The 12,669-nt window shown below is 70.1% G+C and carries 19 protein-coding genes; 8 read left to right on the top strand and 11 right to left on the bottom strand.

The annotated features are described in order from the left end of the window. Positions 1 to 515: transposase (locus BJF86_RS09375; RefSeq protein WP_187345610.1), on the bottom strand; the 515-nt coding region annotated here is incomplete at its 3' end. Between the two features lie 164 nt (positions 516 to 679). On the opposite strand from BJF86_RS09375, the gene BJF86_RS09370 reads away from it, so the two are divergent. Beyond that, positions 680 to 1,534, top strand: a complete 855-nt coding sequence (locus tag BJF86_RS09370; protein ID WP_143553787.1) for a hypothetical protein — start codon at positions 680 to 682, stop codon at positions 1,532 to 1,534. A 149-nt stretch (positions 1,535 to 1,683) separates the two neighbouring features. On the opposite strand, the gene BJF86_RS09365 is transcribed toward BJF86_RS09370, so the two are convergent. The 5 genes from BJF86_RS09365 to BJF86_RS09345 form a co-directional block, all read right to left on the bottom strand. Next, entirely contained in the window at positions 1,684 to 2,034 is a 351-nt protein-coding gene (locus BJF86_RS09365) for a PH domain-containing protein (RefSeq protein WP_158068403.1), read from the bottom strand. Positions 2,035 to 2,188: 154 nt separating this feature from the next. Then, complete coding sequence (locus BJF86_RS09360) at positions 2,189 to 2,680, bottom strand: DUF2975 domain-containing protein (protein ID WP_143553786.1); 492 nt, start codon at positions 2,678 to 2,680, stop codon at positions 2,189 to 2,191. Positions 2,681 to 2,767: 87 nt separating this feature from the next. Continuing rightward, positions 2,768 to 3,226 carry a luciferase family protein gene (locus tag BJF86_RS09355; RefSeq protein WP_237768156.1) on the bottom strand — a complete coding sequence of 153 codons (459 nt, stop codon included), beginning with the start codon at positions 3,224 to 3,226 and terminating at the stop codon, positions 2,768 to 2,770. 50 nt (positions 3,227 to 3,276) lie between these two features. Then, positions 3,277 to 3,729, bottom strand: a complete 453-nt coding sequence (locus tag BJF86_RS09350; protein ID WP_143553785.1) for a hypothetical protein — start codon at positions 3,727 to 3,729, stop codon at positions 3,277 to 3,279. A 163-nt stretch (positions 3,730 to 3,892) separates the two neighbouring features. Next, a complete protein-coding gene (locus BJF86_RS09345) occupies positions 3,893 to 4,405 on the bottom strand; it encodes a hypothetical protein (RefSeq protein WP_075818487.1) in 513 nt (170 codons plus the stop codon). A 123-nt stretch (positions 4,406 to 4,528) separates the two neighbouring features. Here BJF86_RS09345 and BJF86_RS09340 point away from each other — a divergent pair, with 123 nt between their 5' ends. The 3 genes from BJF86_RS09340 to BJF86_RS09330 are packed head-to-tail and all read left to right on the top strand — an operon-like array spanning position 4,529 to position 6,003. After that, a complete protein-coding gene (locus tag BJF86_RS09340) occupies positions 4,529 to 4,867 on the top strand; it encodes a PadR family transcriptional regulator (protein ID WP_075818475.1) in 339 nt (112 codons plus the stop codon). Beyond that, complete coding sequence (locus tag BJF86_RS09335; RefSeq protein ID WP_075818473.1) at positions 4,864 to 5,511, top strand: hypothetical protein; 648 nt, start codon at positions 4,864 to 4,866, stop codon at positions 5,509 to 5,511. The genes BJF86_RS09340 and BJF86_RS09335 overlap by 4 nt, the downstream gene beginning before the upstream one ends. 45 nt (positions 5,512 to 5,556) lie before the next feature. Then, on the top strand, positions 5,557 to 6,003 hold the full coding sequence (locus BJF86_RS09330) for an NUDIX hydrolase (protein ID WP_075818471.1): 447 nt from the start codon (positions 5,557 to 5,559) through the stop codon (positions 6,001 to 6,003). A gap of 27 nt (positions 6,004 to 6,030) precedes the next feature. Here the strand turns inward: BJF86_RS09330 and BJF86_RS09325 are convergent, their stop codons facing one another. Further along, positions 6,031 to 6,342: a hypothetical protein gene (locus tag BJF86_RS09325; protein ID WP_075818469.1), complete on the bottom strand. Its 312-nt coding sequence runs from the start codon at positions 6,340 to 6,342 to the stop codon at positions 6,031 to 6,033. Positions 6,343 to 6,511: 169 nt separating this feature from the next. Between BJF86_RS09325 and BJF86_RS09320 the strand changes: the two genes are divergently transcribed. From BJF86_RS09320 to BJF86_RS09305, 4 genes are all read left to right on the top strand, one after another. Beyond that, the gene (locus BJF86_RS09320; protein ID WP_075818467.1) at positions 6,512 to 7,558 is read left to right on the top strand and encodes an NAD(P)-dependent alcohol dehydrogenase; all 1,047 of its coding nucleotides are present in this window, start codon (positions 6,512 to 6,514) and stop codon (positions 7,556 to 7,558) included. 87 nt (positions 7,559 to 7,645) lie between these two features. Next, positions 7,646 to 8,287: a cold-shock protein gene (locus BJF86_RS19590; RefSeq protein WP_321166173.1), complete on the top strand. Its 642-nt coding sequence runs from the start codon at positions 7,646 to 7,648 to the stop codon at positions 8,285 to 8,287. Beyond that, entirely contained in the window at positions 8,241 to 8,477 is a 237-nt protein-coding gene (locus BJF86_RS18890) for a cold-shock protein (RefSeq protein WP_237768155.1), read from the top strand. The genes BJF86_RS19590 and BJF86_RS18890 overlap by 47 nt, the downstream gene beginning before the upstream one ends. Positions 8,478 to 8,519: 42 nt before the next feature. Further along, a complete protein-coding gene (locus tag BJF86_RS09305) occupies positions 8,520 to 8,864 on the top strand; it encodes a hypothetical protein (RefSeq protein WP_143553784.1) in 345 nt (114 codons plus the stop codon). 16 nt (positions 8,865 to 8,880) lie between these two features. Here BJF86_RS09305 and BJF86_RS09300 read toward each other — a convergent pair whose 3' ends face one another. The 4 genes from BJF86_RS09300 to BJF86_RS09285 form a co-directional block, all read right to left on the bottom strand. Next, entirely contained in the window at positions 8,881 to 9,609 is a 729-nt protein-coding gene (locus tag BJF86_RS09300) for a VOC family protein (protein WP_075818458.1), read from the bottom strand. A gap of 68 nt (positions 9,610 to 9,677) precedes the next feature. Continuing rightward, entirely contained in the window at positions 9,678 to 10,463 is a 786-nt protein-coding gene (nagB, locus tag BJF86_RS09295) for a glucosamine-6-phosphate deaminase (protein WP_075818455.1), read from the bottom strand. Further along, positions 10,463 to 11,632 carry an anhydro-N-acetylmuramic acid kinase gene (locus BJF86_RS09290; RefSeq protein WP_075818453.1) on the bottom strand — a complete coding sequence of 390 codons (1,170 nt, stop codon included), beginning with the start codon at positions 11,630 to 11,632 and terminating at the stop codon, positions 10,463 to 10,465. The genes nagB and BJF86_RS09290 overlap by 1 nt, the downstream gene beginning before the upstream one ends. Beyond that, the coding region (locus tag BJF86_RS09285; protein WP_237768154.1) for an N-acetylmuramic acid 6-phosphate etherase at positions 11,629 to 12,669 on the bottom strand (1,041 nt) is incomplete at its 5' end. The genes BJF86_RS09285 and BJF86_RS09290, both read right to left, overlap by 4 nt.

The raw sequence follows: 12,669 nt of genomic DNA, 5'->3' as shown, positions 1-12,669 counted from the left end.
TTCAGCACCAAGGCGTCAGCGGCGACGAACGTGTACGGGCCACCATCCAGGGGTCGGGTGCGGAAAGACTCGACGTGCTCGTCCAACTCGGCCGCCATCATCGACACCTGCGACTTGGACAGGCCGGTGATACCCAGCGCGGTGACCAGCTTGTCCATCCGCCTCGTCGAGACACCAAGCAGGTAACAGGTCGCCACCACCGTCGTCAGCGCCGCCTCCGCGCGGCGCCGCCGCTGCAGCAGCCAGTCCGGGAAGAACGACCCTTCGCGCATCTTGGGGATCGCCACGTCCAGGGTGCCGACGCGGGTGTCCAGGTCCCGGTGCCGGTACCCGTTCCTGCGGTTGGACCGGGTCTCGGTGCGTGTGCCGTACTCCGCGCCGCACACGGCGTCGGCCTGCGCCGAGAGCAAACTGTTGATAAACGTCTGGAGCAGTTCGCGCATGAGATCCGGACTGGCCTGGGCCAGCTGCTCGTGGAGAAACTGCTCAGGGTCGATAATGAGGCCAGCGGCCATCGTGGTGCTCCGTATCGAGTCGGTTGTGAGAGATCATTCGAAGGATCACACCGGTGGCCGCGCCTACCTCAGCAGGACACGCTCACCCCGGTGCTCGCACACCACTCTGCAGGACTCCACTTGGTGCGCGGGTGCACCACCCTGCCCACATCTACAGTGCCGGGATGTTGCGCGTCACATCGACCGTGCCTCAGTATCTCGCTCTGCTCGACGTGGCACCGGGCGATCGTGAGCGCGCTTGGGTCAGCGAGTACGAGCAGGCGCATGCCGATCTGTTCGAGATGTACTACGCCGGCTACGGACACCGGGACGGTCGCCCCGCCGCCGTAGCGCTCGTGCCCGACCTGGCCCCTGCGGTCCGCGAGCGCGAAGCGCGTGCCCTGCTTGCCCTCGAGCAGGCGTCCAGTCACTTCGTGGGCCTGGGACTACTGCCTGGTGGCACCGACCTGCACGTGACGCTGATGGTCGGGACCGGTCACTCCAACGCCTGGGTCAGACCCGTCGACGGCACTCCCGTCCTGTTCGTCGCCCTGGAGATGCTGCCACCTGAGGGCTATGACGACATCCTGGTGGTGCACGAGCTCGTCCACGTGGTCCAACTGCAAGCCCTCCTGCCCGCCCTGGCCCGGCGAGCCGAACTGGAGAACCACCTCGGTCTGCGCATCTGGCTCGAGGGGCTGGCCGTCGCCGCTACTCGCCAGCTGCTGCCCGATCGACCCGCCCACCACTACTACTTCGTGGCCGGCTACGACTGGCCCGAGCAGTGCCGGGCGGCCCTACCTCAGATCGCCCCGACGCTGCTACGCAATCTGGAGGTCTGCGACGCCACCCTCACGTACTCGTTCGTCGGAGTCACTGAGGACCAACCGTGGCCCAGCCGCGCCGGGTACTGGATCGGTGATCAGGTTGTCACCGAGGTCATGCAGGCCGGAACCGAACTCGATGAACTCTTGGGCTGGCAGCCAGAACGCATCGTCCAAGCCCTCCGAACCAGCGCCCTCCTGATGGGTCGATCCTGACCCGGACTCAGGTATGCGCTCAGGCATCTGCGCTCGGTTGCGACCGCCAGATCTGCCATGCCCTAGTCCTGGGCTCCGACTCGCATCGCTCCTGTGCCATGGGGGGGCGCCCACATCTCTCAGCTCCTGCGCTCGGTGCCTGCCCGCCACTATCCAGGCGTGGCCCGCTGGCGCAGCTCCTGCAGTCGGGGAAGGTCTGCCGGCGGGACGCCCGCCAGGGGCACGGTCGAGCCATCCACCAGGTGCGCCTCCACGACCTCGGCCCACCGGTTCGGCTGATCGGCCCGCAGGTCGCTCACCTGCTCCCACGGGATGCGGCGGGCCCGCACGCCCCGTCCCGTCGTCTCCAGGTCGCTCGTCGTGGCACGAGTACCGAGCCGCGAGAGCACGATCACGCCGACAGCCGTCAGGCCCGACAGAGCGCGCCCCAGCGAGCCCCAGGTGAGCGCGCCTTCCGACACCACTGAGACCACAACGATCACCAGGGTCGCCGCGAGCAAGATCCATCCCAACCGGCCCAGCCAGCGCGGGCCTCCCCATCTAGACGAGTCCCCGTCCTCGGTACGCCTCAACGGCCCACCTCCTTCTCAGCACCGCCGGTGGCGATTGTGGGATACCGCCACCGGGCCAGGAGTTGCCGTGCGCCCATCGGCCCTACCGGCGGTGCCACTGGGCGTAGGCGAAGGCCACTGCCACAGACACGCATACGAGTGAGCCGACCAGCAACCCCAGGAAGACCAAGGGCGGGTTCGCCTCGATGGAGTTCAAGTAGGTGTTGACGCCTGTGAAAGCTATCGCGACTGCCAGCAGCAAGACCACGGCGAGAGCCAGCGCCACGTGCTGCCCAGGCGTCAGGCGTGACGCGGAACCCAGCGCCGGAGCGAGCGCCCACACGATCAGCAGGACGAGCTCGCCAGCGACGGCGCAAGCACCCAGGATCACGAGGAAGGGAACCCTGAGATAGTCAACCTCGGGAAAGACCGTGGCAAACGACTCCGCCCACAAGGGCAGTGATACATGCGCGACCGCGAGTATCACCGCGATCCCGAGAAGCACCCACCGGTGTCGAACCCAGGCCGGTCGCGGGAGTTCCTCGATGCCCCACTGGGCCCGCCTTCGGGCTGCTACTACGTCCGGAGCTGCCATAGGTCAGTCTAACCCGCCCACAATTGCGGATCTGTTGACGAGCACCAGCCAGTGCCCACGAATGGGTCGTCGGCTACTCGGGCGATGTCAGGCGGCTGAGCGAGCGAAGGCGAGACTCTCTTCGATGATTAAAAGCACCGTGCCGAGTTCATCGCTATCGCGGGGACCGAAGATCAAGAACTCGGTGCCGAAGTCCGCGTACTGGTGCGGTTCAGCCCAGCCCAGGCGCACCAGCTCCTCACCACGAGCCATCGGCAGCACCAAGTGCACGCTCGTGTCCTGCACGCCATGCAGATGCACCGGTTCGAGGCGCCCCCCGGGCGCCAGTGACCTTCCAGGACCAGCCTCTTCATCGAGATCCACTAGGTAGACCGCTCTGGAAGAGACGAGAGAAACCTGGCTGATGCCCTCAAGGACGCCCTCGAGCCTGAAGACCTGAGCGACCAGCTCACCCCAGATCGCCGGCGGCGCTTGCTGATCAAGCTGCCGATGCGGGCCTTCCGAGGACGTGGCCGGCCGGGCTCCAACCCGTGGTTCTAGGTGCACCTGACGACTGTATCGGGCCCTGCAGCACGACTCGCCACGGAGCAGGACCGTCAGCGCGCATCCGACGGGACGGTCTTCAGGCTCGTGCGACGGTCCCGAGAGGTCGGGTCATCACGCAGTTGCCGGAAGGCACAAAATCCGACGATGGTCAGCCACGTGATTGCCAGCGGCTGCGCGACCCCATAGGTCATCGCGGTGACCCATGTTCCGCCGATACCCAGCCACAAGACCCAGGCTATGGGCGGCACGAAGGCGATGACGGCAGCGACCACTGCCTCGACCGCCAGCACGAGCGACCGATGCGGCAGACGCCGGCCGAGCAGCGCCACGACGACGAAGACGAGGCTGACAACAAGAGAGATGGCCCACGCTCCCCAGTAGTCCTCCATCAAAATTCTGGCCAGCGCCGACATCTTGGCCTCCGACACCGATCCCGTCGCCAGCAGCAGAATCAACAGCACGGGTATCCGGGCGAGCATAAGTACTTCACGCTTCGAGCCCATGGGTTACGCCTCCTCCAGCCACTTCGCTGGTGCTCTTGTGCACGTCAAGTGTGAACCTGTGTGCCCTTACCACCCTGCCCCATCCTGCTCGCGCCCACAAACGCTAGACCAGCACCGGAGTTTCGGCCCCCTGGCAGAAATCCCATCTCGACGCGAGCGTCAGCTATGGCTTGACCAGGGCCACCCGCTGCTCAGGGCCCCAGCGATAGGTGTAGTCGCAGCGGTACCCCCTCAACCATGCTTCGTCGTCGACCATGCGCAGGTAGAAGCCCTTGGGGTATGCCTCATCGTCGCTGAGCGCCTCGGACGCGACATGTATCGCGCCGGTCGGGGGTCTTCCGGCGGACAGGATGGAGTCTGGCGCGTTGGGCTGACCCAGTGTGGCCAGTCGGAGGAACGGGCCGCTGATCACGGGGCATAAGTGAAGTCCCGCCGCTCGTGCGGCGTCGAACACCTGCGACTGCGTGCCACCGGTCGCCAGCCCGAGCTCATGCACAGTCCGCTCGACGAAGCGCAGGTCTTGTCCTGCAGGGTCGTCGAAGACCGTGTGACGAAGAAGCGTCTCGGCGTGGACGTTGAGCCGTATGCCCGCTGTCTGCAGAGCGTGCATGAGCTCGTCTCGGTGCCGCCCACCGACCCGAATGGTGCGGTCCTCCACCCCGAGCGCGTCTGTCATGGTCACCCATCCTCCCTGCACTGGCTATCGGCATCGGGTCCAGCCGTGTCCATCCGACCCGACGCAGGTCAGCGAGCGAACACAACCTTGCACTGCAAGATAGATGCCGCTACCTTGTGACGCATGGCAACCGACAGGGCGGTCACACAGCTTCGGCGGGGGGTTCTCGAGTACTGCGTCCTGGCACTCCTCAGCGACGAGGAACGCTACGGGTACGACCTCGTGGTCGAACTGTCCGCAGCCGGCCTGGTCGCCAGCGAAGGCACCATCTACCCACTGCTCAGTCGGCTTCGCAAGGACGAACTCGTCAGCACCGTCTGGCGGGAGTCCCCGACCGGCCCACCCCGGCGGTACTACGCCCTCACGAGACATGGCGGAGCGGTCCTGGACGACTTCGTACGCTCTTGGACCACGTTCAAGCTCTCGGTCGACCACATCCTCACGCGGGAGGCACAGAAATGACCACCGGACAGGAACACCCCTTGGCCCAGGACTATCTCGAGCGGCTGCATGCAGAGACCGTCCGGCTACGCGTCGACGAAGGGCGAGAGCTCGAGGCGCAGATCCGAGAGCACCTCACCGAAGCCCTCCCGGACAAACCGAACGACGCATCGGTGCGTCAGGTGCTCGACCGACTAGGCGAACCCGCTCTGCTGGTGGACGCGGCAGGAGGGGCACCGCCGGGGCCAGGCCGGCGCACCGAACGCGGCGAGGAGACCTCGCCTGCGCGCGAGATAGGGGCCTTGTTGGCGCTCGTCGCTGCTGCCGTGCTGTTCTGGCTCCCCGTGATCAACATCCTGTTGTGGGTGGGCGGGCTCATCCTGCTCATCCTGGCGCAGCGGTGGACCCTGACCGAGAAGGTCTGGGGATTCCTCGTCCTGGGACTATCCGTCTGGTTCCCGATCCTTGGGGCCGGGATGGCTTTCTTGGTCGTGGAGGGGCCTGCCTGTACGACCGACGAGGCGGGTGCGAGCGTATGCCCCGGTGACGAAAGGGGCCTCACCACGATGGACATCCTCTTCGTCTCAGCGGCGGTTCTCTGGCTGGCCATCTACATCTGGACGATCGTCCGCCTCGCCCGATCCGCAGCGCGCCCCCGACAGTAGGCTGTCTTGAGCTTGTTCTCGACACCTGAGCGGTAGCGTTCCGACGTGCACTTCACCGAGTACGACACCCGGTTGGCCGCCTATGCACTCCTGACCACGGACGATCAGCAGGTCCTGCTCACGTGGTTCAACGGAGGAGCTCGAGCACAGAATGCCGCATGGTCGCTGCCAGGCGGCGGGGTCGAGTTCGACGAGTCCATCCATGACGCTGTCGTGCGTGAGGTGTTCGAGGAGACCGGCTACACGGTGACGGTCGGACAGATCGTCGCCGAGCACCACTTCACGCTCCCCCGCACCGCGTCACGCCGACCCATGCGCTCACAGCGCTTCCTGCTCGATGCCACCATCACCGGCGGTGAGCTGGGCACGACGGAGTCGGGCGGCACGACAGACTTCGCGAAGTGGTTCCCCCTCAGTGACGTCCCCGAACTGCACCCACGAGCCGACATCGTCGACCTGGCCGTCGAAATCCTCGAAGAGCGGCTTCCCTAGTCAGCCCGAGCCGAAGACCGCCATGTGTCACAGCTGGCGCGGTGTGGCCGGCACCACGACCGGGCCTCGGTCTTCGTGTATGACGACGACTGCGGCGTTCCGCCGATGGAGCTGCGTGACCAGGACGGAGTCCCCTTCGTCCAGCTCAGACGTCACGCCACCGCGCCCGATAACGAGCACCTCGTCCCCGGCGCGAATGTGCAGGACGCCGAGCTTCACCGAGATCACGACGCCGTACGCCAGGGCGCTGGGAGGCCGTCGCACCCAGGTCGGCATCAGGAGGAACCACCACGCCAGCCCTATGGAGACGGCGAAGATGGCCGTCCCCAGCACGGCCATTGCGAAAGACCACGAGAGTGAATCCCACTTCGGGATTCACCCACCCGAGGCGGTCCGACCCAGGCTCATCCACCCCGCCCCCATCCCCTACGATACGTAGTAGATCGACCTGGGCTCCCCGCCTGGCCGCCGTGGTCAGCAGACCGGTCGGTCCGGACGGAGGAGAAGCATGCGCGCGATCGTCTTCACCGGCTACCAGACGTTCCCCGAGCTGAGGGAGGTCGAGCGCCCGACGCCCGGCCCCGGCGAGGTGCTGCTCAAGGTGGCCGGCGCCGGCGCCTGCCACTCCGACGTCGGCCTCTTCGCCGAGTTCGAGTCCGACCCGACCGGGCTGCTCACTCCGCCCTTCGTCCTCGGTCACGAGACCTCCGGCTGGATCGAGGAGCTCGGACCTGGCGTCACCGGCCTGCAGAAGGGCGACGCCTTCCTCGTCTACGGCCCGATCGGCTGCGGCCGCTGCCCCGCGTGCTCGCGCGGGCAGGACACCTACTGCGCCCAGCCCCAGACCGTCGGGTATGCCGCCGCCGGGCTCGGGCGCGACGGCGGCATGGCGGAGTACCTCGCCGTCCCGGCGCGCAACCTCGTGCCGCTCGGCGACGCCGACCCGGTCGCCGCGGCCCCGCTCGCGGACGCCGGCCTCACCCCCTACCACGCCATCAAGCGGGTGCTCCCCCACCTGGACGGCGGCGGCCGCACCGCCCTGGTCATCGGCCTGGGTGGCCTGGGCCTCGTGGCCGTCCAGATCCTGCGCGCGCTCACCGGCGCCACCGTGATTGCCACGGACTCCAAGCCCGCGGCCATGGCGGCGGCCGAGGAGCTTGGCGCCGTCACGGTCCCCTCCGGCGAGGATCAGGTCGAGCGGATCCGCGAGCTGACCGGCGGGCGCGGCGTGGACGCCGTCTTCGACATCGTCGGTGTCGACGCGACGATGCAGCTCGCCGGCGCGACGGTCGCCCAGCGCGGCTCCGTCACGATCGTCGGGATCGGCGGCGGCACCTTCCCGTGGAACTTCTTTACCGTGCCCTACGAGGTCAACTTCTCCTCGACCTACTGGGGCACCATCGAGGACCTGCACGAGGTGGTGGCGATGTACCGCGCCGGCCAGATCACGCCCGCGATCGAGCGCTACTCGCTGGACGACGGGCTCGAGGCATACCGACGCCTCCGGGACGGCGAGCTCGACGCGCGCGCCGTCATCGTGCCGCACGACTCGTGAGGCGCTGACGCGGGGGCGCATCGCTCCTCGCCCCGCCGTCGGCCACGGTAGGACGACGCCGATCGCCACGGCAACGAGGAGTCTGTCGTGACCGAAGGAAAGGTGCGGTGGTTCGACGCGGACCGAGGGTTCGGGTTCATCGCCCTCGGCGAGGACGCGGAGGATCTCTACGTGCACGCGTCCGAGATCGTCAGCACCGACACGACGAGGGTCTTGCGAGAGGGCCAGGTGGTGGAGTTCGAGATCGGCGAGGGCGCCCGAGGCCCGCAGACGCGCCGCGTCAGGGTCACGGCCGAGCAGCCCACGGACGCCCCCCTGGGTCTGCTCGGCACGGTCTCCGGGTACGAGCCGAGCAAGGGGTATGGCTTCGTGAGCCCGGACGACGGCGGTGACGAGATCTTCCTGCACAGCTCGGCCATCGTGCCCGGTGGTCTGGTCTCCAAGGGCCAGCGCGTCGCCTTCCTCGTCGTCGACGGGGAGAAGGGCCCGCAGGCTCGCGACGTGCGGCTCGTCGGTGGGTCGGCACGTCGGGGCGCACCCGCGCGGTCGACGTCCCGCCGCCGCTCCGGGCCGCGGCGGTCGTCCGACGGCCCGGCCCGAGGGGGCCAGGGCGTGGTCGCGCTACGACGCGGACCGGGGGTTCGGCTTCATCACCCCGGACGCCGGAGGCGCGGACCTCTTCGTGCACGTCTCCGTCCTGCGCGACGTCGAGACGCTAGACCCGGGTGACCGGGTGCGCTACCAGGTGCGCCAGAGCGACCAGGGACCGCAGGCCGACCGCGTCGAGCTGCTCTCGTCCCGTCGGCGGACGGTATGCCGCTCGTCCCGGGTATGCCCGTCGCGTGGCCAGGCACGGAGTCCTTGCCCCGCCTCAGCGTCCTGGACAACCCGCTGTGAGCATCGCTTCATGGCTGCCTGACCCGACCCCGCCACTCCCGGCTAGGCCACTAGCGTGGGCAGCATGACCTGGATGCGATCGCGAATGGGGTGGTTCGCGGCCGTCATCTCACTGTGGGCACTGCTGCGTGCCCTGCGCCGCCTGGTGGAGCCGGACGATCGTCCCGTGGCGCTGGCCGTCGCGGTCGTCGTCATCCTCGTCGCCGCGCTGATCCCTCCCGCCCGAGGTAGCGGGCGCGTGACGGCCGAGCAGGCGGGCTGGCGCAAGGTGGTGCAGCTCTTCCTCGCGGCCGGGGTGACAGCACTCGCCGCGCTGGTGGGCGCCGGCGTGCTCGTCGCCGGGGTGCTCGGTGTCGTCACCGCCGCGGTCGTGCCGCTGGCCTGGCCGGCACCGAGAGAGTCGTCCTGACCCCACCCGGTGCAGGTCAGTGCGCAATGTCGCCCAGCACGCAGAACTCGTTGCCCGACACGTCGCGCATCACCGTCCACGGGTGCCCCTGCGCCCAGTCCTCCGTCGCCAGCGAGGCGCCCAGCGAGAGCGCGAGCTCGACCAGACCGCGCTGGTCCGGCCCGTCGCGGGTCGGCCGGACGTCGAGGTGCGTGCGGTTCTGGCGCACCTTCGGCTCCGGCTCGGGGCAGAGCTCGAGCAGCGGACCGCGCAGGCTCGGGTGCCGCAGCGTGACGAGTCCGACCCCCTCGGTCGGGACCCAGCCGGTGATCGCGGCATACAGCTCGGCGTCGCGCGCCGGGTCGGCGCTGTCGAGCGGCAGCGCCGCGACCGGACCGGTATCGGCATAGGCGGCGCGCTCCTGCATGACGCAGAACGGGTTGCCGTCCGGGTCGGCGAGCACGACCCACGGCACGTCCACCTGCCCGATGTCGGTATGCCTGGCGCCCAGTCCGAGGAGCCGCTCCACCACCTCCGCCTGCTGGGCACCGCCGCGCAGGTCCAGGTGCAGCCGCCATCCCGGCGGCGGTGGCTCTGTCACCGGCTCGATGCAGATGTCCAGCCACACGTCGTCGTCGATCCGCAGCCGGCCCTCGTAGTCCTCCGGGCTGCCGGGAGCGAGGGCCTCGAGCCCGAGCGCCGCCGACCAGAACCGGCCCGTGGCCCGCGGGTCCCGCGCCTGCATGACGATGTTCTCCAGCCGCATGGTCGTGACCCTAAGCCGTCAGGAGGACAACTGCGGTCCGCCAGCCGCACCCGGTCCGGGACCGCGACTCAGAGCCCCTGCCAGTCGGGCTTGTTCGCCCACGCCTCCCGGTAGTACCCGGCAAGCCCCAACCCCGCCGCGGCCGCCTCGTCGAGCAGCACGCTCACGTGCGGGTGCCACTGCAGCACCGTGCCGGGCCAACGGGCCGAGACCGCCCCCTCGACGAGCTGGGCGACCGCCCGCGCCTTGCCCTCCCCCGTCGCGACGAGCACGACGTGCCGGGCCTGCATGATCGTCGCCAGCCCCTGGGTCAGGCAGTGCGTCGGCACCGCGTCGGCGTCGCCGTCGAAGAAGCGGGCGTTGTCCTCCCGCGTCCGCCGGGTCAGGGTCTTGATCCGGGTCCGGCTCGCGAGCGAGCTGCCCGGCTCGTTGAAGGCGATGTGCCCGTCGCTGCCGATCCCGAGCAGCTGCACGTCGACGCCGCCCGCCGCCGCGATCCGCTTCTCGTAGGCCCGCGCCGCCGCGGGCAGGTCCCCCGCGCTCCCCTGCGGGCTGTGCACCCGCTCCGGGGGGATGCCCGCCGGGTCGGTCAGCTCGCGCCGGATCTCGGTGCGGTAGCTCGCCGGGTGCCCCTCGGGCAGCCCGACGTACTCGTCCAGCGAGAACGTGCTCACCCCGGACAGGTCGAGCTCGCCCGCCCGCACCCGGGCGACGAGCTCGGCATACACCGGGCGCGGGCTGGAGCCGGTCGCGACGCCGAGCACCGCCTCCGGTCGGGTCCGCACGAGCCGGCTCACGACGTCGGCGCCGAGCCGCCCGATCTCCTCCTCGGCGCGGCAGATGACGACCTCCATCAGCCCACCACCTCCAACCGGGTCGGGGTGACCTCCGCGGGCTCGGGGAGGCGCAGCGGTCCGTGACCAGGGGTGATGCGCCCCGCCAGCCGCGCGTCGCGGGCCCCGGTGACCCCGGGCAGGGTGCCGGGCACGCCGTGCCAGGTGAGGAAGCCGAGCAGCGCGAAGAGGCATGCCTCCTTCGCGTCGACCGGTATGCCGTGGCTCTCGCTCGTCGTCACCCGCACCTGCGGCATCGCCTCGGCCAGCATCCTCATCAGCGTCGGGTTGTGCGCACCTCCGCCGCTGGTCACGACCTCCTGCGGCGCGAGCGGCGCCAGGACGTCGGCCACGGTGCGGGCGGTCAGCGCGGTGAGCGTCGCGAGCAGGTCGGCGTCACTGACCGGGCGACCGTGCGCGGCCAGCGCGTCGTCGACGTGCCCGAGGTTGAAGCGCTCCTTGCCGGTCGTCCTCGGCGGTTCCCGCCGGTAGTAGTCGTCCGCCAGCAGGACCGCGAGCAGCCCCTCGTCCACGCTCCCCGCGGCGGCGCCCGCCCCGTCGACGTCGTAGCGCGCCCGTCCCGCGGTCCGCCGTGCGACCACCGCGTCAACGAGCGCGTTGGCGGGCCCGGTGTCGAAGGCCAGCACCTCCTGGGGGCCGACCACGGTGACATTGGCGATGCCGCCGAGGTTGAGCGCGGCGCAGGTATGGCCCCGCCGACCGAGCCACAGCGCGTCCCACCGGCTCGCCAGCGGCGCACCCTGCCCGCCGGCCGCGACGTCGGCGACCCGCAGGTCGGAGACCACCGGTCTAGCCGTCCGCTCGGCGATCCACGCCGGCTGCCCGAGCTGCAGGGTCCCGGCGACCTGCCCGTCCACGACGTCGTGGAAGAGGGTCTGCCCGTGCGAGGCGACGAGGTCGGGCGCTCCCCCAGCCAGCTCGGCGCCGAGCCCCGCCACCGCATCGGCGAACGCCTGACCCAGCCGGGTGTCGAGCCGGCACACCTGCTCCATCCCGACCTGCCCGGGCGGGTATGCCGCGAGCACCTCCTCCCGCAGCGCGTCGTCGAAGGGCACGGTCCCCGAACCGAGTATCCGCGCCTGCACGACCTCGCCGCGCAGCTCCAGGTCGAGGGCCGCGACGTCGATGCCGTCCACGCTCGTGCCCGAGCCGACCCCGACGACGATCACGACCGCACCCGGGCCAGCGCGCCGCGCACCGAGTCGCCGCCCTGCGCGAGCAGGTCGCGCGCCAGGTCGGCCCCGACGTCGCCGAGGACCATAACCACGGCGACCTTGGTGCTCCAGCCGGACAACTCCAGCGCCTCGGCCGCGCGGTCCGCCCCGCAGCCGGTGACCCGCTGCACCATCCGCACCGCCCGGTCCCGCAGCTTCACGTTGGAGGCCTGCATGTCGACCATGAACGGGCCGTGCGTCTTGCCCAGCCGCACCATCACCGCGGTAGACAGCGCGCCGAGCAGCATCTTCTGCGCCGTGCCGGCCTTGAGCCGGGTGGAGCCGCTGATGACCTCGGGGCCGGTCGGCACCTCCACCGCGTGGTCCACCCCGACCGACGCCCGCGCCCCGGTGTTGCCGGACACGGCGACGGTCAGCGCACCCCGCGACGCGGCCTCCGCCAGCCCGTGCAGGACGTAGGGCGTGCGCCCCGACGCGCTGATCCCGACCACGACGTCGCCCGGACCGACCCCGGCGCCGCGCACCATCTCGGCCCCGGCCGGGCCGTCGTCCTCGGCGCCCTCGCGCGCCTGCACCATCGCCTCCACCCCTCCGGCGGGCAGCGCCCGCACGAGGTCGGGCGTGGTGCCGTAGGTCGGCGGCAGCTCCGAGGCGTCGACGAAGGCGAGCCGTCCCGGTGTGCCCGCCCCGAGGTAGAACATCCGCCCTCCCCCGCGCAGCCGGTCCGCGATGTCGTCCACCGCCGCGGCCACGGTCGGCACGACCCGCAGCAGCGCGGGCGCCACCGTCGCCTCGGCCTCCCACAGCTCGGTCAGGACCGCCGCGGAGTCACGCTCGTCGAGGTCGAGCAGGTCCTCCCGCACCCCCTCGGTCGCGAGCGCACCGATAACCTCGGTCACCTCCGCCCCTTCCAGGAGTACGGCGCGCTCCTGGGCGACCAGGAGGCGCTCGCCGACGAGGAGCTCGCGCCGGTCATCGCCCGAGCTGCAGACCCTCAGCGCGGAGGACATCGGCGCCCTCGAGGTCGAGGT

The sequence above is a fragment of the Serinicoccus sp. CNJ-927 genome, assembly GCF_001942435.1.
GTDB lineage: Bacteria > Actinomycetota > Actinomycetes > Actinomycetales > Dermatophilaceae > Ornithinicoccus > Ornithinicoccus marinus.
This window is presented reverse-complemented; position numbering and strand designations above follow the sequence as displayed.